Raw genomic sequence first — 23062 nt, forward strand, 5'->3', positions numbered from 1 at the left:
CCTTTGTCTCAAAATAATAATCTCTGTTTTTACATTCAAAAAATCATGAGTCAAACACCTCCCTTCAAGGTATTTTCGGGAACCAATTCAAGGTATCTCGCTGAGAAAATCTGTAATAGTCTGGGTTGCGAATTAGGCCAAATGAACATTCAGCATTTTGCCGATGGTGAGTTTGCCGTCTCTTTCGAGGAGTCAATTCGGGGCTGCCAGGTATATCTGGTGCAGTCGACCTTCCCCAATTCCGACAACCTGATGGAATTGTTGTTAATGATTGATGCCGCCAAACGCGCTTCGGCCAAATCTATCGTAGCTGTCGTTCCCTACTTCGGCTGGGCTCGTCAGGACCGCAAGGACAAACCCCGTGTTTCCATCGCCGCCAAACTCCTGGCCGACATCTTGAGCGTGGCCGGTATCAACCGCCTCATCACGATGGACCTGCACGCCGATCAGATTCAAGGTTTCTTCGATGTTCCCGTTGACCACCTCTATGCTTCGTCGGTATTCATTCCCTATATCCAGTCGCTGAACCTCAAGGATATGGTGGTAGCTACCCCCGACGTAGGCGGTTCCAAGCGTGCCAGCACCTATGCCAAATACCTGGGTGTGCCTCTGGTACTTTGCCACAAGCAACGCGCCAAAGCCAACGTAGTGGAGAGCATGACCGTGATTGGCGATGTAGAGGGCAAGAATGTAATCCTCGTCGACGATATGGTCGACACCGCCGGCACCATCACCAAAGCCGCCGACCTGATGATGAGCAAAGGCGCCCTTTCGGTTCGTGCCATCGCTTCGCATGCCGTGATGAGCGACCCCGCTACCGAGCGTGTACAGAACTCGTCGATGACCGAGATGATCTTCACCGACAGTATTCCCTACACCAAGCTGTGCGACAAGGTGCACATCATCAGCATCGCCGACCTCTTTGCAGACACCATTCGCCGCGTGTACGAAAACAAATCCATCAGTTCGCAATACCTGCTGTAATACAGCACACCGTTATAACAGACGAAGGCCGATGCCATTCAGGCACCGGCCTTCGTCGTTTTGTATCCCAGCCCTCCGAACCGTCGTGTGGCCGCCGGGAGAGCAGGGGAGGGGGAGGAAGTTCCTCTTTGGCTTGGGATGTTCCTGGGCTGGCGTGCCTGCCTGCGGGAGAATCATCGCTTTACCCATAGGGCCCTTTACTCACCGGGCTCTTTCTGCCTTGCACCCGTCGTCCCTATTCAGGTCGGGCATAAAAAAAGCGAGGCGCATCGCGTTTTGCGATACGCCTCGCTGGGTATAGAGGATTAGAGATTTACTCGTTTATTTGACTTCCTCGAAGTCAACGTCGGTCACATCCTTGCCGTTGTTGTTGCCGCCCTGTTGAGCGTTGGCACCCGGTTGAGCCTGTTGGGCACCGGCCTGTTGCTGAGCCTGAGCGTTATACAGGTCTTGAGCAGCGGCTTGCAGTACACTCTCGAGTTCGCTCGAAGCCGAGTCGATACCGGCGATGTCCTGAGCCTTGTGAGCCTCTTTCAGTTTGTTCAGAGCCGATTCGATGGCGCTTCTCTTGTCGGCCGGAATCTTGTCGCCCATCTCTTTGAGCTGTTTCTCGGTCTGGAAGATGAGGGCATCGGCGTGGTTCAGTTTGTCGATACGCTCTTTTTCCTTGGCATCGTTTTCGGCGTTGGCGGCAGCCTCGTCCTTCATCCGTTTGATTTCGGCGTCGGTCAAGCCGCTCGAAGCCTCGATACGAATGCTTTGCTCTTTGCCCGTGCCTTTATCTTTGGCCGATACATTCAAGATACCGTTGGCATCGATATCGAATGTAACCTCGATTTGAGGCACACCACGCATGGCAGCGGGGATTCCGTCGAGGTGGAACTTACCGATGGTCTTGTTGTCTTTGGCCATAGGACGTTCACCTTGCAGTACGTGGATTTCTACCGAAGGCTGGTTATCGACAGCGGTCGAGAAGATTTCCGACTTGCGGGTAGGAATCGTCGTGTTGGCGTCGATCAGTTTGGTCATCACGCCGCCCAGCGTTTCGATACCCAGCGACAGAGGCGTTACATCGAGCAGCAATACATCTTTTACATCGCCGGTCAATACGGCACCCTGTATGGCGGCACCTACGGCTACTACCTCATCGGGGTTAACACCCTTCGAAGGAGTCTTGCCGAAGAATTTCTCTACGATAGCCTGGATGGCAGGGATACGGGTCGAACCACCTACGAGGATTACCTCGTCGATATCCGATGCACTCAAGCCAGCATCCTGCAGAGCCTTGCGGCAGGGCTCGATGGTAGCCTGGATCAAGCGGTCGCACAACTGCTCGAATTTAGCACGGGTCAACGTCTTAACCAAGTGTTTGGGCACACCGTTTACAGGCATGATGTAAGGCAAGTTGATCTCGGTCGAAGTCGAGCTCGACAACTCGATTTTAGCCTTTTCGGCAGCCTCTTTCAACCGTTGCAGAGCCATAGGATCTTCACGCAGGTCTACGCCTTCGTCGTTCTTGAACTCGTCGGCCAGCCAGTCGATGATTACGTGGTCGAAGTCATCACCACCCAGGTGAGTATCACCGTTGGTCGATTTTACTTCGAATACACCGTCGCCCAACTCCAGGATAGAGATATCGAACGTACCACCACCCAGGTCGAATACGGCAATCTTCATATCTTTGTTGGCCTTGTCAAGACCGTAGGCCAAAGCGGCAGCCGTAGGTTCGTTGACGATACGGCGTACGTTCAAACCGGCAATCTCACCGGCCTCTTTCGTAGCCTGACGTTGCGAGTCGTTGAAGTAGGCAGGTACCGTGATGACGGCATCGGTTACCTCTTGACCCAGATAGTCTTCGGCCGTTTTTTTCATCTTTTGCAGAATCATGGCCGAAATCTCTTGCGGAGAGTAGAGACGACCGTCGATGTCGACACGCGGCATGTTGTTGTCGCTGCGAACCACCTTGTAAGGTACACGAGCAATTTCGTTGGTTACCTGGTCGTACGATTCGCCCATGAAACGTTTGATCGAGAATACCGTTCTCGTCGGGTTGGTGATGGCCTGACGTTTGGCGGGCTCGCCCACTTTACGTTCGCCACCGTCTACAAATGCCACAATCGAAGGAGTCGTGCGACGACCTTCACTGTTGGCGATTACTACCGGCTCGGTGCCTTCCATTACGGCTACACACGAGTTGGTTGTTCCTAAGTCAATACCAATAATCTTTCCCATAGTTATATTCTTTTTTATTTGTTATTCAATAGAGTTAATTGTCCGCCGCCCTTGCGAGCGACACTCCATAATATTCAAATGCCATGCCAAAAAACGAGGCTCTCGAAAATGTTGCTTTTGTCAGTCTTTTCCAAAAGCACTTCGGCCGCCCGTGTCAGTAATGCTGTCGATTTGTCATATCGGCCGGAGGCGGCTGCGGGGCTCTGTGTAGAAAACATCTGCGGGGCTAAAAGGTTGATGGCCCGGGAGCTTATTTTCGCCGATTTATTTCGTTATTAAACCGAAATGACGTAAATTTGCCCATCTTATAATAGGTGTGAAAACAGTAGCCTAAAAAATATAAGTTAACTAAATACTAATTATTATGAACATTTCTCACATTGAACACTTAGGAATCGCTGTGAAAAGTCTCGAAGAAGCTATTCCTTATTACGAAAACATTTTAGGTCTCAAATGTTATTCTATCGAAGAGGTACCCGACCAGAAAGTGAAGACGGCCTTCTTCAAAGTAGGACAGACCAAGATCGAGCTGCTCGAGCCCACAAGCGAAGACAGCACGATTGCCAAGTTCATAGAGAAACGCGGCGAAGGTATCCATCACCTGGCTTTCGCTATTGAAGATGGTGTAGCCAATGCGTTGGCCGAGGTCGAAGCCAAGGGCGTGCGCCTCATCGACAAGGCTCCCCGCAAAGGTGCCGAGGGGCTGAACATCGCTTTCCTGCACCCCAAATCGACCTGCAGCGTATTAACCGAACTTTGTGAAGACCCTAATAAATAAGAAATATGAGCAATCAACTTGAAAAAGTACAGGAGCTGATTGAGCTGCGCGCTCAGGCTCGCCTGGGTGGTGGACAAAAAGCCATCGATAAACAACACGAGAAGGGTAAATATACGGCTCGTGAACGTATTGCGCAACTCCTCGACGAAGGCAGCTTCGAAGAGTTGGATATGTTTGTGCGACACAGATGTACCAATTTCGGGCAAGAGAAGAAATCGTTTTTGGGCGACGGCGTCGTAACCGGTTACGGTACGATCGAAGGCCGCCTTGTTTATGTATTCGCTCAGGACTTTACCGTATTCGGCGGTTCTTTGTCCGAGACGATGGCTTTGAAAATCTGCAAGGTCATGGATATGGCCATGAAGATGGGTGCGCCCTGTATCGGTCTCAACGACTCGGGTGGTGCCCGTATCCAGGAGGGTATCAACGCCCTGGCCGGTTATGCCGAGATTTTCCAGCGTAACATCATGGCTTCGGGTGTGATTCCCCAGATTTCGGCTATCCTCGGTCCCTGCGCCGGTGGTGCCGTATATTCGCCTGCCTTGACCGACTTCACGATCATGGCCAAAGGTATCTCCTACATGTTCCTCACCGGCCCGAAGGTAGTGAAAACCGTAACGGGCGAGGATGTAACACAAGAGGCCCTCGGTGGTGCCGAAGTTCACTCTGTTAAATCGGGTGTAGCTCACTTTGCTGCCGAAAACGGCGAAGAGGCACTGGCTATTATTCGCAAGCTCATCAGCTATATCCCTCAAAACAACCTCGAAGAGGCTCCCCTCGTTCCCTGCAACGACCCCATCGACCGTCTCGAAGACTCGCTCAACGAGATTATCCCCGATAGCCCCAACCGTCCTTATGACATGTATGAGGTAATTGGTGCCATCATCGACAATGGCGAGTTCCTCGAAATCCAACGCGATTACGCCAAGAACATCATCATCGGTTTCGCCCGCTTCAACGGACAGTCGGTAGGTATCGTAGCCAACCAGCCCAAATACCTGGCCGGTGTGCTCGACAGCAACGCTTCGCGCAAGGCCGCTCGTTTCGTTCGCTTCTGCGACGCCTTCAACATTCCTATCGTCAGCCTCGTCGACGTGCCGGGATTCTTGCCGGGTACGGGACAAGAATACAACGGTGTGATTCTGCACGGTGCCAAACTGCTTTACGCCTACGGCGAAGCTACGGTGCCCAAAGTCACCATCACACTGCGCAAGTCCTATGGCGGTTCGCACATCGTGATGAGTTGTAAACAACTGCGTGGCGACATGAACTACGCTTGGCCTACTGCCGAAATCGCCGTAATGGGTGGTGCCGGTGCCGTAGAGGTGCTCTATGCCAAAGAAGCCAAAGAGGCCGAAGACCCCGCCAAGTTCATGGCCGAGAAAGAAGCCGAATATACCAAACTGTTTGCCAACCCCTACAACGCAGCCAAGTATGGTTATATCGACGACGTTATCGAACCTCGCAACACCCGCTTCCGCATCATTCGCGCCCTGCAGCAGTTGCAGACCAAGAAGTTAACCAACCCGGCTAAGAAGCACGGTAATATTCCTTTGTAATACCTTTAAAGTATAACGACAATGAATAAAAAAATTTTAGGGATATTCCTGTTCGCTGCCTTCATGGTATCGTCGGTATGGGCACAGGGAAGGAAAGGCTTGCGTATCAACGAGGTGCTGGTGACCAACGAAAACAACTATCAGGACGACTACGGCTGTCAGTCGGCCTGGATAGAGATTTTCAATACCACCTTTGGTACCGTCGATGTGCGCAGCTGCTACTTGACCAACGACAAGAACAATCCCAAGAAATATCCTATTCCCAAGGGCGATGTTCTCACCGAGATGCCGCCTCGGCAACATGTGCTTTTCTGGGCCGACGGCAAGCCTAACAGGGGAACATTCCACGTGAATTTTACGCTCGACCCCGACAAAGACAACTGGATTGGTCTCTACGATTCCAACGGTCGTGACCTCATCGACTCGGTGACGGTTCCGGCAGGGATTCCCACCGACCACTCCTATGCCCGCTACGAAGACGGTGTGGGCCATTGGGTAATCAAGGGCGGAAACGAGCAGTCGGGCTATGTAACGCCGAGTACCAACAACATTACGCTCGACAAGAATGTGAAAATCGATATGTTTACCGAGCACGACCCCTTCGGGGTGGGTATGGCAATCATGGCCATGGCTATCGTATTTGCCGGTTTGTTGCTGCTCTACCTGTTGTTCCGTCTTATCGGGCAAATCTCGGTTCTCATCAAGAAGCGCAATGCTATGCGAGTACATGGTATTTCCGATAAAGAAGAGGCCAAGGAGAAAGGCTTCGGCCGCGAGGCGGGCGAGGTATATGCCGCTATCGCCATGGCTCTGTACCAGCATCTCGAAGCCCACGACGTAGAAGACACAATCCTCACCATCAACAAGGTGAAGAGAGCCTACTCGCCTTGGAACTCCAAGATTTATTCGCTGCGTGAAATTCCCTCTAAAAAGTAATCCCCCAAAAAACGATTAAACAAACTTATGAAAGAGTATAAGTATAAAATCAACGGTAACCTCTATAAGGTTTCTGTTGGCGAAATTGAGAAAAACATTGCCCATGTCGAGGTGAACGGTACCACTTACAAAGTACAGATGGAAGAGGCTGCTCCTGTAAAGGTTTCTACGCCCAAGCCCTCGTCGGCTCCGCGTACTGCTACGGGTGAGCCCGTTATCGCCAAACCCACTGTCAACTCGGGTGCCGACGCCGTGAAATCGCCGTTGCCCGGTGTTGTGAACGATATTTTGGTGAAAGTTGGCGATACGGTGAGCGCAGGCCAGGCCGTGCTTATCCTGGAAGCCATGAAGATGGAAAACAACATCAACGCCATCAAGAGCGGTAAAGTGACGGCCATCAAAGTAAATAAAGGTGATTCGGTACTCGAAGGAACCGAACTTATCATAATTGAGTAAGACTATGGGATTTATAGATTTCTTAGGAGATAATTTAGTCCAGTTCTGGGAGTATACCGGCTTTGCCAACTGTACCCTCCCGCACCTGGCTATGATTGTGGTGGGCTTGTTCTTTATCTATTTGGCGATAAAGAAAAATTTCGAGCCCATGTTGCTGGTACCCATCGGTTTCGGTATTCTTATCGGGAATATTCCTTTTAAAATCGATGCCGGTCTCGAGGTTGGTATTTATGAAGAGGGTTCGGTGCTCAATATCCTCTATCAGGGAGTGAGTGCCGGTTGGTATCCCCCGTTGGTATTTTTGGGCATTGGTGCCATGACCGACTTTTCGTCGCTTATCGCCAACCCCAAACTGATGCTGGTGGGTGCTGCTGCCCAGTTCGGTATCTTCGGGGCCTATATGGTCGCCTTGGCTCTCGGGTTTACCCCCGACCAAGCCGGTGCCATTGCCATCATCGGTGGTGCCGACGGTCCTACGGCCATCTTCCTTTCGTCGAAATTGGCTCCTAACCTCATGGGTGCCATAGCCGTTTCGGCTTACTCGTATATGGCACTTGTCCCGGTAATCCAGCCGCCTATCATGCGTTTGATGACCACGAAAAAGGAGCGTGTAATTCGTATGAAACCGGCGCGTGCCGTTTCGCAAAACGAGAAAATCATGTTCCCCATCGTCGGGTTGCTGCTCACCTGCTTCCTGGTTCCGTCGGGCTTGCCCCTGTTGGGTATGCTTTTCTTCGGCAACCTGTTGCGTGAGAGCGGTGTTACCTCGCGTTTGGCCAAGACCGCAAGCGGCCCCTTGTGCGACACGATTACCATTCTGTTGGGTGTAACGGTAGGAGCCTCTACTCAGGCTTCCGAGTTCCTCACCCCCAGCACGCTCGGTATCTTCGCTCTTGGTTTCATGGCTTTCGTCATTGCTTCGGCTTCGGGTGTATTGTTTGTGAAAATTTTCAATCTCGTGTTGCCCAAGAGCAAGAAAATCAACCCGCTTATCGGTAACGCCGGTGTTTCGGCTGTACCGATGTCGGCTCGTATCTCCAACAACCTTGGTCTCGAATATGACTCGACCAACTACTTGTTGATGCATGCCATGGGTCCCAACGTGGCCGGTGTAATCGGTTCGGCTGTTGCCGCCGGTGTGTTGCTCGGCTTCCTCTCGTAATCTCTCTGTAGAGTTATGATACATTCGGGCGGTGCGCTTCCTCGCTGGAGGCGCACCGCCCTTGTTTTTTCTCACCGTTTCCTTGTGCAGGGTAATGGGCATATTTGCGGTATGTATACGCCGGGAGTTATAGTATGATTAACCTCTTCGACAGGGAGGCGAAAGCGGTATGCTTGTAGTTCCGTTCGGAGTTGATAATCAAAATGTTTACACTTTATTCCGGTATTCGGTAGGCGACATGCCAGTCTGGTGTTTGAAGTATTTCCCGAAAAACGATTGGGTCGAGAAGTTCAGTTGGTAGGCAATCTCCTGGATACTCATATCGGAGTATTTCAGCAGGTTTTTCGCTTCGAGTATCACATAGTTGTCTATCCACTGTGCCGCCGATTTGCCCGACAGTTTCTTGACCAGCGTCGAGAAATATTTGGGCGTGATGCACAACTGTTCGGCATAGAAGGTAACGCTTCGTTCCTGCATGTGGTATTGCGAGAGCAGAGCGATGAATCGCCCGAAGATAATCTCTTGACGGTTTTTTTTATTTTCGTTTTTGGAGACAGGGGTGTAGTTCAGAATCAGGTCGTACAGTTGCCAGATGAGCGCGGCTCCCAGGCTTTGGAGTGTTTCCATCTTTTTACTCCCTTCTGTCGATTGGCTGATGAGCTTGATCAACGATATGAACTTGCAGAAGATTTCGATTTCGTCTTTGGAGAGTCGTAGGCAAGGCTCGTTTCGTAATTGAGAGTATACGGGAATGATGTCGCTGAGATTGATTTGAACTTTCTCAAAAAACGAACGGGTCACTGAAATCCCGTAAAAGGAACACTGCTGCTCGCTATTCAGCTGTACGATGTTTGCGGGTAGATTCAATATCATGGTGCCCGGCTGGATGTGATATTCGTTCAAATTGATGTTGATTGTCATCTCACCCGACAGGCATACCAGTGCTACCAGCGAGTCTATACGGCACGGGTATTTGAAGAAGTCGATGTCGGGGCGGTCGTTCTCGATAATGATGAGGCTGTCTTCCAGTCCGGTGGAATGTTTGATTTCGACTAACTTTTTCAGTTGTTTGTGGGTGAAACTTTCGATACATGTTTTGTCCATAAAATGCGATGTTTTGGACAAATATAATGTGATATGTGTGAATTTTAGCTGTAAATTTTTCTTAAATCTGACTTTTGGAACACTAACAGTAGAAAAAGGAACTTTATAGCTGTGTTGCTTTCCTACATCTTTGCATCGAATTTTAACAACGGAAAGTATGAAAAAGAATGGTAAAGCATTTGCTTATTTGTTTTTGACCGTAGCTTCGGTTCTGAGTGTAGGATGCAGTTCCTCGGGAAAGGAGGAAAAGACGGAGCGCGAAGTTCCGGTGAAGACTTGGACGGTCGCTTTTTGTGAGAATCTGGGTGTACATGAATATATGGGAACTGTCGAGGGAGAGTCTTCTTCCTCACTGAGTTTTCAGGTACCGGGGTATGTCGAGCGCATCTATGTGCGCGAAGGTCAGCGGGTAGCTCAGGGCGAACTGTTGGCCCGGCTCGACAAGACCACGTTGCAAAGCACCTATGATGCTGCTTGTTCTTCGTTGCGGCAGGCCGAAGATGCTTATGCCCGTATGGAGCAGTTGCACGAGAAGGGGAGCCTGCCCGAAATCAAGTGGGTCGAGGTACAGAGCTCATTGCAGCAGGCCCGCAGCATGGAGCAGATTGCCCGCAAGAATCTCAACGATGTCGAGTTGCGTGCTCCCTATGCCGGGGTAGTAGCTCAGAAGAGCATCGATACGGGATCGTCGGTGGTGCCCGGGGTACCGGTTTTCCAGTTGATGAAGATTATGCGCGTGAATGTAAATATGGCTGTCCCTGAGGATGAGATAGCCTCGATAGGTCTGGGCGATGAGGTATCGGTCTCCGTAGCGGCTCTCGGCAACAAGAGCTACACCGGAAAGATTATCGAGAAAGGCATTGCCGCCGACCCGCTGGTACACACCTACAAGGCATTGGTGCAGATCGATAATCGTTCGGGCGAATTGCTCCCGGGCATGGTTTGCGTAGCGCGGTTGGGCGGTACGCGCGACTCGTCAATTGTTGTTCCCAACCGAATCGTGCAAATCGATAGCGACGGCACTCCCTTCGTATGGGTCGACAGCGACGGCAGAGCCACCAAACGGCCGGTATCGGTCGGTGCCCTGTCGGGCGACGGTGTCGTAGTCGAGTCGGGCCTGTCGGTGGGCGATAAGGTAATTGTCGAGGGTACTTCGAAAGTAAGTGAAAACATGAAAGTAACAGAGCAATGAAAACAAAAGGTGGTATTATAGAAGCTGCCATGAAATACAGGCAGATCGTTATTCTCATCGTGGCGTTGATGTTTGTACTGGGAATTTACTCTTTGGTGAAGATGCCCAAGCAAGAGTTCCCTGCCTTTACCATACGCCAGGGGGTTGTGGTGGCCGTCTATCCGGGGGCTACATCGACCGAGGTCGAAGAGCAGGTGACCAAGCCGCTCGAAAACTTTATCTTTGAATTCAAAGAGGTGAAAAAGGCCAAGACTCATTCGCTCAGCCGCGACGGCATGTCGATTGTCTTTGTCGAGTTGAACGACGACGTAAACAACCGCGACGAGTTCTGGACCAAGTTCAAGCATCGTATAGCTGCCTTTAAGTCGCAGTTGCCCTCGGGGGTGCTGGCTCTCGTGACCAACGACGACTTTGGTGACACGTCGGCTATGCTGGTTACCATCGAGTCGAAAGACAAGACCTATCGCGAACTCGAGGAGTACCTCGACAATCTCAAGGATCGATTGCGCCGCATCGATGCCGTGAGCAACCTGCGCACCTATGGCTTGCAGAAAGAGCAGATCAGTGTCTACCTCGACCCGGCCAAAATCTCGCGCTATGCAATCGACAACACTACGCTGGCTACCCAACTGCTCTCCCAGGGTTTCACGACGGTGAGCGGAGCGGTCGATAACAGCCGGTTTGTAGCTCCCATTCACCTGGCCGATACCTACGACTGTATAAACGATGTAGCCAACCAGATTGTTTTTAGCGATCCGCAAGGGCACGCCATCCGGCTCAAAGATGTTGCCCGGGTGGTGCGTGAATATCCCGATCCTACCTCTTATATTACCAACAACGGCACCAAGTGTCTGGTGCTCTCCATGGAGATGCGCGAAGGCAATAATATCGTAGAGATGGGACAAGAGGTCAACAAGGTTCTCTCGGACTATGAGAAAGAGCTGCCCGACGATGTGTCGATATTCCGCATTACCGACCAGTCGCAGGTCGTAGGCGATTCGGTTGTAACCTTCCTGCGCGAACTGCTCATTGCCATCATTGCCGTGATTGTAGTCGTCATGCTGCTTATGCCCCTGCGGGTAGCTTCGGTAGCCGCTTCGACGATACCCATCACCATATTCCTCTCGCTGCTGGTCTTCTATGCCTGCGGCATGGAGTTGAACACGGTTACATTGGCGGCTCTGATTGTCACGCTGGGTATGATTGTCGACAACTCGATTGTCATCATCGACTGCTATATGGAGAAGCTCGACAACGGCGTGCCCCGCTGGACGGCAGCCGTCGAGAGCGCCAAGGAGTTTTTCCGCTCCATTTTCTCGGCCACGTTGGCAATCAGTATCACCTTCTTTCCCTTCCTCATTACCTCGACGGGTATGATTAACGACTTCGTGAAGTCCTTCCCTTGGGCTATCACCATTATCCTGGCCTTGTCTCTGCTGGTAGCTGTATTGTTGGTTCCCTACATGCAGTACTACTTTATTCGGACCGGATTCAAAGGTGCGCCCAAACCTGAAAAGAAACAACGCCGTTCGTTCCTGACCGTATTGCAATCGTCTTACGACAAGCTCATTACCAAGTGTTTCGCTCATCCCGTACGCACAATGGGCGTAGGTCTCCTCGCGGTGGTAGCCGGTGTCGTGCTGTTCCTGGCGCTGCCCATGCGGCTGATGCCTATTGCCGAGCGCAACCAGTTTGCCGTCGAGATTTACATGCCTTTCGGTACGGCGCTCGAAAAGACCTCTGCCGTGGCCGATAGTCTCGAATCGATTCTCCGTAAGGATCCCCGGGTGGTATCGGTGGCCTCGTTCAAGGGAGAAGGGTCGCCCCGCTTCCACACCACCTATGCTCCGCAGATGGCCGGTTCGCACTATGCCCAGTTTATCGTCAATACGACGGGCAACGAGGCTACCGAGCAGATGATCGACGAGTATAAGGATAAATACCTCAACTACTTCCCCGAAGCGCGTGTACGCTTCAAACAGCTCGAATACTCCGATGCGGTCTATCCCGTCGAGATACGGGTCAAGGGTAACGACCGCGACAGCCTTCGTGTGGCTGCCGACCGGGTGAAGAAGGTCATGGATGGCTTCGACGAGCTTTCGTTGGTTCATAGCGACTGGGAGGGACAGCTTCCCGGGGTCACCTTGCAACTCGACGACGATGAGATGGGGCGGCTGGGCATGAGCAAAGCCATGCTTTCGGCCAATCTGGCCATGCACCTGGGCAACGGTCTGCCCGTGACTACGGTTTGGGATAAGGATTATCCCATAGATGTCGTACTTAAGGACGACGGCCGTAGCGAGCTCTCCTACGATGAGGTGGGCGATACCTATGTCTCGGCTTGGGGCGGAGCTGCCTCGGTTCCGGTGCGCCAGATTGCTCGGGTCGAACCCGACTGGCACGATGCCCAGATAGCCCGTCGCAACGGTATTCCTACCATTACGCTCCAGTCCGATGTGAAGAATGGGGTCAACGCTTCGGCCATGACCAGCAAGATCGTGAAGGCCGTCGAGCAAATCGATATGCCCGAAGGCATCGAATGGGAGGTGGGCGGAGCCCGTGAGAGCGACAGCGATACCTTGAATATGATTGTGAGCGGACTGGTCATTGCGGTCGTCATCATCTTCTTCATCCTGTTGTTCCACTTCCGTCGCATCAATATGGCCCTGCTCATTCTCGGGTCACTCGCGCTCTGTCTGTTGGGAGCCGGTGTAGGTATCTGGGTGATGGGGCTCGATGTGAGTGTGACGGCAGTCTTGGGTATCGTCAGCCTCATGGGTATCCTTGTACGTAACGGCATTATCATGCTCGACTATGCCGACGAGTTGCGTATGAAAGAGGGATTGAGCGTGCGTGAGGCCGCCTTGCACTCGGCCAAACGTCGTATGCGCCCCATATTCCTCACCTCGGCCGCCGCTTCGATGGGTGTGATTCCTATGATTTTGGGAGGCAGTCCGTTGTGGTCTCCCATGGGTTCGGTCGTATTTTTCGGAACCATCATCTCGATGATATTGACCCTCACCATATTGCCGGTAGCCTATTGGTTGATATTCAGCCGGGCCGATCGTAAAACAGAAAATCGTTGAAAGGAGAAAAAAAGATGACAAACAAGCAAATCATATACGCCGTTGCGTTGGGCCTGTTGGGATGTTCGCTCCCGCTCAACGCCCAGAAACTCTATACGCTCGACGAATGCCAGGCTCTGGCCGTCGAAAACAGCGCCAAGGTAAAGAACAGCCGTTTCGATGTCGAGGCGGCCGAGCAAACCTCGAAAGAGGCCTTCACCAATTATTTCCCAAACATTTCGGCTACGGGTGCCATCTTCAAGGCCAGCGAAAGTATGGCTCAGATGGATATGGCATTGCCCGTACCCGGAGTGCCGCCTATCTCGATGGAGATGCTCAAGTCGGGCAAGATGGCGGGTGTCACTCTTCTTCAGCCGGTATTCATGGGTGGCCGCATAGTCAATGGCAACAAACTGGCTCATATCGGAGAGCAGGTGAGCCAGTACCAGCTGGCCCTTACCGAAGACCAGGTAGAGGCTTCGGTCTCGCAATACTTTTGGCAGATTGTTGCTCTCAAAGAGAAGTTGCGCACGCTGGCTACACTCGAGACTCAGCTCGATACCCTGCATCGCGATGTGGTGGCTTCGGTCGATGCCGGTGTCACCACCCGCAACGATTTGCTGCGGGTAGAGCTCCAGCAACAGAACATTGCCGCCAACCGGCTGAAGGTCGAGAACGGCCTCTCGGTAACCCGCATGTTGCTGTGTCAGTTGATCGGGGTCGATAAGAGCGATTTCGATATAGCCTTCGACAACTTCCCGCCCGTGGTCTCGCCGCTCGATTACTACATCGATCCCGAGACCGGGCTCGACAACCGGGCCGAGAGCAAGCTCCTCGACAAGTCGGTCGAGGCTGCCAAACTGCAACTGCGCATGAAGCGGGGCGAAAACCTCCCTTCGGTAAGTGTGGGAGCCGGCTATCTCTATCACGATTTGCTCGAGAAGGATACCGATTTCGGAGTCGTCTTTGCCAGCGTATCGGTGCCTATCACCTCGTGGTGGGGTGGCTCGCATGCCATTAAACGGGAAAAGATCAAAAAGATGCAAACCGAGAATACCCGGCAAGACTCGCGCGAAATGATGCTGGTCGAGATCGAGGCCAAGTGGAACGACTTGCAAGAGGCTTATCAGCAGGTGCTGCTCGCTCAGAAATCCATCGAGTCGGCTACCGAGAACCTGCGACTCAACAACGACTATTACAAGGCCGGTACGGTTGCGCTCTCCGATCTGCTCGATGCCCAGTCGCTCATGCAGCAAAGTCACGACCAGTATGCCGAGGCTTGCACCTCCTATCAGCAGAAACAGGTTGCCTATATGCAGGCTACGGGTCGGTAGGCCCTTGACGATAGGAAGTCATTAAAAAAGACAATCCGGCCGATTGCACCAAGCAAGCGACCGGATTTCTGTTTTTATGTATGTAAGAAGAAGTTTTCGAACGGTTACAGTACCACCTTGGTGTGGTAGCGGTTGGTACCCTGCGAAATCGTTACCAGGTATACGCCCCGGCTCAACGAGGGCAGGGGAGTTGCTGCCGATACCTCTCCGTCGAGCGTGCAGACGCGGGCGCCCGAGGTGTTGTAGAGGTCGATTTGCAGCGGGGTATCGTCGGTCGAGTTGACTACGAGTTTACCCTCCTGTGCGTAGCACCGGATAGGTTGGTCGGTCGGGAGCGACGATACGGCACTCGACGGTTGACGACGTTTGCCGAAAATCCACGACAGGAAATCCTCCCGGGCAAAGACCCCGCTCCAGATGAAGTGGTCGCCGCCGGGTATCTCGACATACTCGACCGTAGCCCCGGCCTCGAGCAGAGCCTCATAAGCCGAGCGCGAGTTGTTCACCGGCACCACACCGTCGGCATCGCCGTGGAAGAGCCGCCAGTAGACACGCTTGGTGCGGCTGTCGATGCGGTCTACCTGAATGCCGCCACAGATAGGTACGGCTGCGGCAAACGTTTCGGGAAACCGGCAGGCCAGGTCGAAGGTCCCCATGCCGCCCATCGAGATACCGACGATATAAACCCGGTCGGGGTCTACCGGCTCGTTTTGCAGGTAGTAGTCGATGAGCTCTTTCACCGCCTGGTTGGGGGTAGAGATGGGGTAGTCGGTCGGGAAGGTAGTGGCGTCGAACGAGGCGGGTTGGCTCTCAAACGGCCAGAAGTTCTCCGACGGACATTGCGGGAAGAGTACGAAAGCCGGATAGTCGGCCCGGTTCTGCGAGGTGAGGAACTGATCGGCACCATATCGCAACTGGCTCTCGTTGTCGTTGCCTCTCTCGCCCGACCCGTGGAGGAAGATGACCAGCGGGTAGCGCGTGTCGGCCTCGATGGTGGCCGGCTGCAGGGCACGGTAGTTGAGCGACAGCCCCGACGAGGCCTGGAACGTCTCGCGCGAGAAGAGCGTGTAGTCGGGCTCTTCATAGTCGGCTATCTTGGTACACGTCATTTTCATCGATGCCGTGTTCACGTCGATGCGGTATACTCCCGTCTCGGGCACCTGAAACGAGTTGTCGGGTTTGCCGTCGGTCTCCAGTTTCACATACAAGTCATACTCCTGGCCCGAGGCAATCACCTGGTGTCCGCTCTGGTCGAGCCGGCAGGTGAGCGATGTGGCCCACGACCGGGCTACGAGAAATTTGAATCGTTCCTGTTTGCCGCTGTTCTTTTTCAGCGGGCCGCTCCAGGTGTACGAGTCGGCGCTCTCTTTCGTCATGGCAAGGGCTGCGTTGGGGTCCCACCCCGACGAACAGGCATCGCCTACCACATACAGGTTGTCATAGGCAAAAGCCGTTGTACACCATACGAAAATCAGGCAAAGTGCAAAGTAAAGTTTTTTCATGGTCATTGATATTTTATGTATGGGTTAAAGGATATGTTCACTTCTGTATATTTTGCCTTTCTATTATGAGACAATAAAATCCCTCTATACCCTTACAGCCACCCCTGTTTTTTTATACGGTGCGTGCCGAAATAAAGCGAGGAGCCGTGTCTCAACAAGTTGTTCACTTCGACACAGCTCCAGGTTAAATTTAATGTATGTAAGAAGAAGTAGCTTTCGTAAAATCTCCGGCCCATTCCACAAAAAGGGGCGAAAGGGCTACCGCAATACCCTGGGGCCGGAGTTGTAACTCCCCGAACAAACCTGCCGGCCTGGTTGCCGGCAGGCTGTTCGGAGTGCTGATTGCATGGGAAACGTGATGAGTTCTATTTCTTAAGCGGATAAATTATTTTACCGTAAACGAGCCTTTCAATCCCTCGGCACTGTTCGGTCCGATCCAGATGTCGAACTGACCGGCCTCGACCTTCTTCTTCAGGTCGCGGCCATAGAAGGCCAGAGCCGAAACCGGCAGTTTGAAGGTGACCGTCTGGCTGTCGCCGGCCTTGATGAAGAGGCGTTGGAATCCTTTCAACTCTTTGACCGGACGGTCGATCGAGCCTACCAGGTCGCGCACGTAGAGTTGGGCAACCTCGGTACCGTCGACGGCACTGGTGTTCTTGACGGTAGCCGTTACGGTGAGGGTATCGGTGGCGCTCACCTCGTTGCTCGAGAGGTTGAGGTCGGCATATTCGAAGGTGCTGTACGAGAGTCCGTAGCCGAAGACAAACAGCGGGTCTTTACCCGAGTCGAGGTAGAACGACGTGTTGCCGAGTGACGTCTGAGGAGCCTCCAACGGAATATCCTCGAGGGGCGTAATTTCGTTTTGGGCGGGTCGGCCGGTGTTGTTGTGGTTGTAGTACATCGGTATCTGTCCCACTTCGCGCACGAAGGTTACCGGCAGCTTACCGCTGGGGTTCTCGCGGCCGTAGAGCAGGTCCATGATGGCCAGACCGCCCATGGTGCCCGGGTGGAAGTTGTAGAGCACGGCATCGGCATAGGGCAGGTCGCGCTCGATGGTGAGCGGACGGCCGGCAATAACCACCATCACTACCGGTTTGCCGGTGCTCTTCACGGCTTTCAGCAACTCCGACTGGGCACCTATCAGGTTGATGTTCGACAACGAGTGGGCCTCGCCCGAGAGGATGGCCTCTTCGCCCACGAAGACCACGGCCACGTCGGCCCGGCGTACGGCACTCTTCACCCGTTCGAAGTCGCTCGTATCGGTATCTCTCGAGTAGTCCAGCCCGGGCTCATAGATGTATTTCACCTGGTTGTACTCATCGGTTTGCAGGGCTCTGAGCGGGGTGACGGTGCGATTCTTGTCACCGTCGAACGACCAGGTGCCCAGTTGGTCGTGGGGAGCATCGGCCATGGGGCCTACGATGGCCAGGGTCTGACCCTCCTTGAGCGGCAGTACGCCGTCGTTCTTCAGCAGAATGGCCGACTCGACAGCGGCGCGGCGGGCCGTTTGCAGGTGCTCGTCGCAGTAGATGGTGCTCGTCTTGCCCGGTTTGGCATAAGGATTCTCAAACAGTCCCAGGCGGTATTTGATGCGCAGAATGTTGCGCACGGCGTTGTCGATTACCTCCATCGGTACCTTGTTCTCGGCTACCAGTTGAGGCAGGTGTTCGATATAGGTCTGGCTTACCATCTCCATGTCTACGCCGGCATTGGCCGAGATACGGGCCACATCCTTGCGGTCGGCGGCAAACCCGTGCGACATCATCTCGCTCATCGAGCACCAGTCCGATACCACAAAGCCGTCGAACTTCCACTCGTCGCGCAGCACGGTGCGCAGCAGGAAGTCGTTGCCCGAGGCGGGTATTCCGTCGTTGTCGTTGAACGAGGTCATCAGCGTGGCGGCTCCGGCCTCGATCGCTTTTTGGAACGGTTCCAGGTAGACGTTGCGCAACAGCGTTTCGGGAATATAGGTCGAGTTGTAGTCGCGTCCGCCCTCGGCAGCACCGTAGCCCACGAAGTGTTTCACGCAGGCGGCAATGGCGTCGCTGTCCGACAGATGCTCGCCCTGGAAACCGCGCACCATGGCGGCACCCAGTTCGCCCGACAGATAGGGGTCTTCGCCCAGGCTCTCGGCTATGCGGCCCCAACGGGCATCGCGCGAGATGTCGAGCATGGGGGCAAAGGTCCAGGTGATGCCCTCTTCACGCGCTTCGGTAGCTGCCATGTGGGTACCGGCCTCGACCACTTGCGGGTCGAACGAGGCAGCCAGACCCAGCGGAATGGGCAATACGGTTTTGTAGCCGTGAATGATGTCGCGCCCGATGATGAGGGGGATACCCAGCCGCGACTCCTCGACGGCCGTCTTCTGTATCTCGTCGATCAGTTTCGGGTCTATGTTGAGCATCGAACCTATCTCGCCGGCCCGTATTTTGGCCTTGATCGAATCCAGAGGCTGGTCGAAACAGAGCTGGTTCATCTGACCTATTTTCTCTTCGAGCGTCATTTTTCCCAACAGGTCTTCGATGAAACGCTCCTCTTCGGTGTTGCCGGTCGACTTACATCCTGTGGCAAGCAGGGCGGCAACACAGATGACAAACAATCCTTTTTTCATTGTGTATGTGTGGAATTAAGTGGTTATAAAATAATCTTGCAGGTGTAGTGCTGTGTCTCGTTTTGCAGGTCGAGCAGATAGACCCCCGCGGAGGTGTGGGGCAGGGCGATGGGCTCGGCGTCGGCTATCGGCCCGGCAAAGACCACTTGACCGCACAGCGTGTAGCAGGTGGCCCGGCAGTTGCCGTCGATGCCTGTGACGATAATCTCCCGGTCGGTCCGGCGGGTACGGACGGTTATCACGTCGGTAGCGGCTTCGGTCAGCCCCGTGGTGGGGTCGGTGGTGACGAGCAGTTGCGGCTTGTGGGAGTCTTCGGCCTCCGACGAATAGAAGTAGAGCAGCCCCGTGGCGTCGGTTTCGCCGATGCACAGCTTGAAGGTGAGCAGGCTGGCCCCGGCTTCGATTTGTGCCTTGGCCCAGTCGGTGACATCCCACTCGATATAGCTGTTCAGCTCGTCGGCCCGTACCAGAGTTTCACCGATGCGGGTGAATTGGTCGGGCTTGGTGTTCCAGGTCATTGTCGTGTACGACTCGGTATTGCCCCAAATCTCTACCGGGTGGGTCTCCTTGCGGGGCCAGCTGGGGTAGATGCAGTCGTAGTAGTAGGCCCGCACCACCATGCGCTCGGCCTGCGGGTCGATGCCGGTGGTGGCAAACGACAGGTAGGCTTCGCGGGTGTGGGTATCGGTATTTCCTTTTACCTCCAGATGGTCGGCATCGGTGTAGACCGTGGTCTGGTTGGCCTGGTGTACGTAGGTGTCGAAGGTGGGCGATACGCTCTGCCGCCCGGTGTAGATGTGGGCTTCGCCTGCCACGATACCGCTCTCGGTATAGCGGTTGCTTACCGCTACCGGAAGCACGGTGGTTTCGTCGGCCGTGGGGGTAACCTCGACGATGAGCGGGTTGGTGGTGATGCTGTCGAGCCGGTGTTCCTCACCGTTTACGGTGTAGGTGAGGCTCCAGGGCGGTACACCCGTAAAGCGGCACACGAAATAGCCCTGTTCGCCGGGAACAATCACCTTGCTCTTCTCGCCGAGTTCGACCGAGGCCGGCACGGGGGTGAAGAGTTCGGTCAACTTCTCCATGGCGATCGAGGCTATCTTCTGTTGGATATACTGCTCTTTGCCCCGCATCGGGTGCCACCCGAAGGTGATGTCGTAGATTTTTTCGGTATCGGCGGCATATTTGATACTGGGCTGACGGCCGTCGGCATCGACCACCTTGCGGGTGAAACCGATGTTTTCGTCCCACTCGATGAGGGGCAGCTGCCAGCGTTCGGCCAGGGTGCGGATGCTCTGGTTGTAGGTGATGCGCGAGTCGTGCCAGTGGGTACAGAGGATGATTGTGGCCGGTTTGCCGTTTTCGGTCTGGTAGTAGCGCGATTCGGGATTGAACTTGAGGTTGTAGCAATCGGCCTTGTAGCGCTTGATTACATAGTCGTAGGCCGTGTTGTACTGTTGAATCTCGTCGTAGGTATACTCTTCGTAGTTCTCCTTGATGCCGTTGGTGCTGGCCACGTCCTGGTTGTGCACGTGCATGATGATGAAGGCATCGATGCGGTCGAGCTCCTCGGTCGTGTAGAAGCGGTCGAGAAACATGTCCGATGCCGTGTGCTTGATGGCGTCGCCGCCCACCGCCTTGTTCAGCGGTTCGGCGTTGAAGGCGTCGCACACCAGTTCGAACCAGCCGTTCTCGGGTACGGCAAACGAGGCGCCGGCCAGCAGGAAGTGGTGGTCGTAGTTCTGGGCCTGTGTCGCGAGAGCGGCGAGCGACAGGAGCCCCGACAGGATAATCTTTTGTAGTTTCATGGTTTCTGCTTATCGGTTAATCTTTTACTTCGATGGTTGTCGTCGAGTGTATCTGACGCGACGACGAGGCCACATGCAACAGATATTTGTCGTTCTCGAGTTTCCAGTCGGCGATGCCCTCGTCGTAGAAGGCAAATGAGCTGACCGGGATTTCGAGTTCGACCACCCGCTCTTCGCCCGGTTGCAGGAACACCTTCTCGAAGGCTTTCAGCTCCTTGACGGGGCGCAGCACGCTGGGCTTCTTCTGGCTCATGTATACTTGTACGGTCTCGGCTCCGGCCTGTTGGCCGCTGTTTTTCAGGGTGAACGAGAGTTTCACCTTCTCGTCGGGGCGGTAGCTCTTCTTGTCGGTGCGGGCTTTCCCGTAGTTGAAGGTGGTGTAGGAGAGACCGTAGCCGAAGGGGAAGAGCGATTTGATTTTCTTCGTGTCGTACCAGCGGTATCCCACCAGAATATCGTCCTTGTAGTATTGCGTGTCGTTTACGCCCGGATACGACTCCTCGCCGAAGTAGTGGGCGCTGTTGTCTTCCAGTTTCACGGGAATCGAGAAGGGCAGTTTGCCCGAGGGGCACACCTCGCCGCTGATGACGTTGGCCGTAGCCGGGCCGCCTTGCGAACCCAGATACCACGACTGGATGAGTCCGTCGACCTTCGAGAGCCACGGCATGTTCACGGCGTTGCCGCTGATGATGATAATACCCGTGTTGGGGTTGGCCTCGACGAGCTTCTCGATGAGTTCGTTTTGCCCGAAGGGCAGGTCCATGCTCAGGCGGTCGTCGCCTTCACAGTCTTGGTGAAAGTTCTTGTTGAGGCCGCCGAAGAAGAGTACCACGTCGGCTTCGCGGGCCACCTTCACAGCCTCCTCGACCAGCGAGTCGGCATCGAGGCCCGAGGGCAGCTCGTTGCTGTAGTTGGGTTCGCCCGAAGCATAGCCCAGGGTGAAGACGATGTGTTCCCGACCGTATTTCTCGATCATCCCCTCGAGGGGCGAAATCTCCTTTTGCGGTTTCAGCTCCGACGAGCCGCCGCCCAGACACAACTGCTTGACGGCATTCTCGCCGATGACGGCAATCTTCTGGTAACGCCCCTTCTCGATGGGGAAGAAGTGGTTGTCGTTCTTCAGCAGCACGATACCCTCCTCGGCCACCTGGCGGGCAATCGCGGCATGCTCGGGGGTGAGCTTGCAGCCGTAGGGGCGGTTGCGGTTCATGTTGGTGCGGAAGCACAGGCGCAACACCCGGCGCACCTTCTCGTCGAGGAGCGACTCGGGCAGCTCGCCGCTCTCGATTTTCTTCAGGAACGGCTGGGCCAGGTAGTAGTTGTCGTAGGCCGAGCTGATGCCCCAGGTCAGACCGTTGGTCCAGGTACCCATCTCCAGGTCGAGCCCGTTGCGGGCAGCCTCGTCGGTATCGTGGGCCGAGCCCCAGTCGGTCAGCATCACGCCGTCGAAGCCCCAGTCGCGTTTCAATATCTGGTTGACCAGCCGCTCGTGGTGGCTGCAGTATTGGCCCCGGTATTTGTTGTACGAACCCATGATGGCCCACACGCCACCCTCCTGCACACCGGCTTTGAAGGCCGGCAGATAGATTTCGTAGAGGGCGCGGTCGCTCACTTCGACATTCACTTTGTCGCGGTTCTTCTCCTGATTGTTCAGGGCAAAGTGTTTCAGACAGGCGGCTACGCCGTTTTGCTGCATGCCCTTGACGTAGGGCACGACCATACGCGACGACAGATAGGGATCTTCGCCCATGTATTCGAAGTTACGCCCGCTCAGCGGGGTGCGGTAGATGTTGACGCCGGGTCCCAGGATAATATCCTTTTTCCGGTAGCGGGCCTCCTGGCCTATGGCGTTTCCATACCGGAATGCCAGTTTGGGATTGAAGGTAGCAGCCAGGCAGGTGAGGGCGGGGTAGGCCGTGCAGGAGTCGTTGGTCCAGTCGGCATGGTCCCAGTTGTCCCACACAAACTCCATGCGCACCCCGTGAGGTCCGTCGCTGAGCCACAGTTCGGGGATACCCAGCCGCGGGCAGCCGGGGGCACTGAACTTGGATTGGGCATGAATCATGTCGATTTTTTCCTTTAAGGTCATGCGCGACAAAGCATCTTCGATGCGAACCTCGATGGGTTGATTGTCGTCGAGATAGGCCGGTACAGGCTCTTGTGCCACTACCCGTGCTGCCAGAGCCAGTACGAGGGCCGAGAGGGTGCCGATTCTTAGAAGTATCTGTTTCATAATAGTCTTGGTCAAAAAAAATAGGTTAGGTCTATAAGCCGACATTCAAGTCGGATGCCTTCGGCTTCCACGGGTCGGTCGGGGGAGCCGGAGGCAGAGAGGAGTC

General features: G+C 54.3%; 15 protein-coding genes. 9 read left to right on the forward strand and 6 right to left on the reverse strand.

Annotated elements, in window-relative coordinates; genetic code table 11:
* Positions 1-45 precede the first annotated feature (45 nt).
* On the forward strand, positions 46-984 hold the full coding sequence (locus Q1K76_RS00875; RefSeq protein ID WP_300130338.1) for a ribose-phosphate pyrophosphokinase: 939 nt from the start codon (positions 46-48) through the stop codon (positions 982-984).
* Positions 985-1305: 321 nt separating this feature from the next.
* Here Q1K76_RS00875 and dnaK read toward each other — a convergent pair whose 3' ends face one another.
* Positions 1306-3216 carry a molecular chaperone DnaK gene (gene dnaK, locus Q1K76_RS00880; protein WP_300130340.1) on the reverse strand — a complete coding sequence of 637 codons (1911 nt, stop codon included), beginning with the start codon at positions 3214-3216 and terminating at the stop codon, positions 1306-1308.
* A 364-nt stretch (positions 3217-3580) separates the two neighbouring features.
* On the opposite strand from dnaK, the gene mce reads away from it, so the two are divergent.
* From mce to Q1K76_RS00905, 5 genes are read left to right on the forward strand one after another with little or no spacing between them, the layout of a single operon-like run.
* Entirely contained in the window at positions 3581-3994 is a 414-nt protein-coding gene (gene mce, locus Q1K76_RS00885) for a methylmalonyl-CoA epimerase (protein WP_087408080.1), read from the forward strand.
* A gap of 5 nt (positions 3995-3999) precedes the next feature.
* Positions 4000-5553 carry an acyl-CoA carboxylase subunit beta gene (locus Q1K76_RS00890; protein ID WP_087408079.1) on the forward strand — a complete coding sequence of 518 codons (1554 nt, stop codon included), beginning with the start codon at positions 4000-4002 and terminating at the stop codon, positions 5551-5553.
* A 21-nt stretch (positions 5554-5574) separates the two neighbouring features.
* Positions 5575-6489: an OadG family transporter subunit gene (locus tag Q1K76_RS00895; protein ID WP_300130343.1), complete on the forward strand. Its 915-nt coding sequence runs from the start codon at positions 5575-5577 to the stop codon at positions 6487-6489.
* Between the two features lie 27 nt (positions 6490-6516).
* On the forward strand, positions 6517-6945 hold the full coding sequence (locus Q1K76_RS00900; RefSeq protein ID WP_025278054.1) for a biotin/lipoyl-containing protein: 429 nt from the start codon (positions 6517-6519) through the stop codon (positions 6943-6945).
* Positions 6946-6949: 4 nt separating this feature from the next.
* Positions 6950-8107: a sodium ion-translocating decarboxylase subunit beta gene (locus tag Q1K76_RS00905; RefSeq protein ID WP_025278053.1), complete on the forward strand. Its 1158-nt coding sequence runs from the start codon at positions 6950-6952 to the stop codon at positions 8105-8107.
* A 207-nt stretch (positions 8108-8314) separates the two neighbouring features.
* Here the strand turns inward: Q1K76_RS00905 and Q1K76_RS00910 are convergent, their stop codons facing one another.
* Positions 8315-9211 carry an AraC family transcriptional regulator gene (locus Q1K76_RS00910; protein WP_300130346.1) on the reverse strand — a complete coding sequence of 299 codons (897 nt, stop codon included), beginning with the start codon at positions 9209-9211 and terminating at the stop codon, positions 8315-8317.
* Between the two features lie 157 nt (positions 9212-9368).
* Between Q1K76_RS00910 and Q1K76_RS00915 the strand changes: the two genes are divergently transcribed.
* Genes Q1K76_RS00915 through Q1K76_RS00925 form a run of 3 tightly spaced genes read left to right on the forward strand, consistent with a single transcriptional unit; the run spans position 9369 to position 14802 of the window.
* Entirely contained in the window at positions 9369-10403 is a 1035-nt protein-coding gene (locus Q1K76_RS00915) for an efflux RND transporter periplasmic adaptor subunit (protein WP_087408074.1), read from the forward strand.
* Positions 10400-13489: an efflux RND transporter permease subunit gene (locus tag Q1K76_RS00920; protein WP_300130349.1), complete on the forward strand. Its 3090-nt coding sequence runs from the start codon at positions 10400-10402 to the stop codon at positions 13487-13489. The genes Q1K76_RS00915 and Q1K76_RS00920 overlap by 4 nt, the downstream gene beginning before the upstream one ends.
* Positions 13490-13503: 14 nt before the next feature.
* Positions 13504-14802: a TolC family protein gene (locus tag Q1K76_RS00925; protein WP_087408282.1), complete on the forward strand. Its 1299-nt coding sequence runs from the start codon at positions 13504-13506 to the stop codon at positions 14800-14802.
* Positions 14803-14906: 104 nt separating this feature from the next.
* On the opposite strand, the gene Q1K76_RS00930 is transcribed toward Q1K76_RS00925, so the two are convergent.
* The 4 genes from Q1K76_RS00930 to Q1K76_RS00945 form a co-directional block, all read right to left on the reverse strand.
* Positions 14907-16304, reverse strand: coding sequence for a SusF/SusE family outer membrane protein (locus tag Q1K76_RS00930; RefSeq protein ID WP_300130352.1), 1398 nt, complete (start codon positions 16302-16304; stop codon positions 14907-14909).
* A gap of 385 nt (positions 16305-16689) precedes the next feature.
* Positions 16690-18915, reverse strand: a complete 2226-nt coding sequence (bglX, locus tag Q1K76_RS00935; protein WP_300130355.1) for a beta-glucosidase BglX — start codon at positions 18913-18915, stop codon at positions 16690-16692.
* Positions 18916-18938: 23 nt separating this feature from the next.
* The gene (locus Q1K76_RS00940) at positions 18939-20723 is read right to left on the reverse strand and encodes a DUF5040 domain-containing protein (RefSeq protein WP_300130357.1); all 1785 of its coding nucleotides are present in this window, start codon (positions 20721-20723) and stop codon (positions 18939-18941) included.
* Between the two features lie 16 nt (positions 20724-20739).
* The gene (locus Q1K76_RS00945) at positions 20740-22956 is read right to left on the reverse strand and encodes a glycoside hydrolase family 3 C-terminal domain-containing protein (RefSeq protein ID WP_300130359.1); all 2217 of its coding nucleotides are present in this window, start codon (positions 22954-22956) and stop codon (positions 20740-20742) included.
* Between the last annotated feature and the right edge of the window lie 106 nt (positions 22957-23062).

It is taken from the genome of uncultured Barnesiella sp. (genome assembly GCF_946496565.1).
In the GTDB taxonomy this organism is placed as follows: Bacteria; Bacteroidota; Bacteroidia; order Bacteroidales; family Barnesiellaceae; genus Barnesiella; species Barnesiella merdigallinarum.

What these genes read in the sequence shown, in the direction of transcription:
- Q1K76_RS00875 (WP_300130338.1), top strand. Translation starts at nt 46, where the DNA reads ATGAGTCAAACACCTCCCTTCAAGGTATTTTCGGGAACCAATTCAAGG.
- dnaK (WP_300130340.1), bottom strand. Translation starts at nt 3,216, where the DNA reads ATGGGAAAGATTATTGGTATTGACTTAGGAACAACCAACTCGTGTGTA.
- mce (WP_087408080.1), top strand. Translation starts at nt 3,581, where the DNA reads ATGAACATTTCTCACATTGAACACTTAGGAATCGCTGTGAAAAGTCTC.
- Q1K76_RS00890 (WP_087408079.1), top strand. Translation starts at nt 4,000, where the DNA reads ATGAGCAATCAACTTGAAAAAGTACAGGAGCTGATTGAGCTGCGCGCT.
- Q1K76_RS00895 (WP_300130343.1), top strand. Translation starts at nt 5,575, where the DNA reads ATGAATAAAAAAATTTTAGGGATATTCCTGTTCGCTGCCTTCATGGTA.
- Q1K76_RS00900 (WP_025278054.1), top strand. Translation starts at nt 6,517, where the DNA reads ATGAAAGAGTATAAGTATAAAATCAACGGTAACCTCTATAAGGTTTCT.
- Q1K76_RS00905 (WP_025278053.1), top strand. Translation starts at nt 6,950, where the DNA reads ATGGGATTTATAGATTTCTTAGGAGATAATTTAGTCCAGTTCTGGGAG.
- Q1K76_RS00910 (WP_300130346.1), bottom strand. Translation starts at nt 9,211, where the DNA reads ATGGACAAAACATGTATCGAAAGTTTCACCCACAAACAACTGAAAAAG.
- Q1K76_RS00915 (WP_087408074.1), top strand. Translation starts at nt 9,369, where the DNA reads ATGAAAAAGAATGGTAAAGCATTTGCTTATTTGTTTTTGACCGTAGCT.
- Q1K76_RS00920 (WP_300130349.1), top strand. Translation starts at nt 10,400, where the DNA reads ATGAAAACAAAAGGTGGTATTATAGAAGCTGCCATGAAATACAGGCAG.
- Q1K76_RS00925 (WP_087408282.1), top strand. Translation starts at nt 13,504, where the DNA reads ATGACAAACAAGCAAATCATATACGCCGTTGCGTTGGGCCTGTTGGGA.
- Q1K76_RS00930 (WP_300130352.1), bottom strand. Translation starts at nt 16,304, where the DNA reads ATGAAAAAACTTTACTTTGCACTTTGCCTGATTTTCGTATGGTGTACA.
- bglX (WP_300130355.1), bottom strand. Translation starts at nt 18,915, where the DNA reads ATGAAAAAAGGATTGTTTGTCATCTGTGTTGCCGCCCTGCTTGCCACA.
- Q1K76_RS00940 (WP_300130357.1), bottom strand. Translation starts at nt 20,723, where the DNA reads ATGAAACTACAAAAGATTATCCTGTCGGGGCTCCTGTCGCTCGCCGCT.
- Q1K76_RS00945 (WP_300130359.1), bottom strand. Translation starts at nt 22,956, where the DNA reads ATGAAACAGATACTTCTAAGAATCGGCACCCTCTCGGCCCTCGTACTG.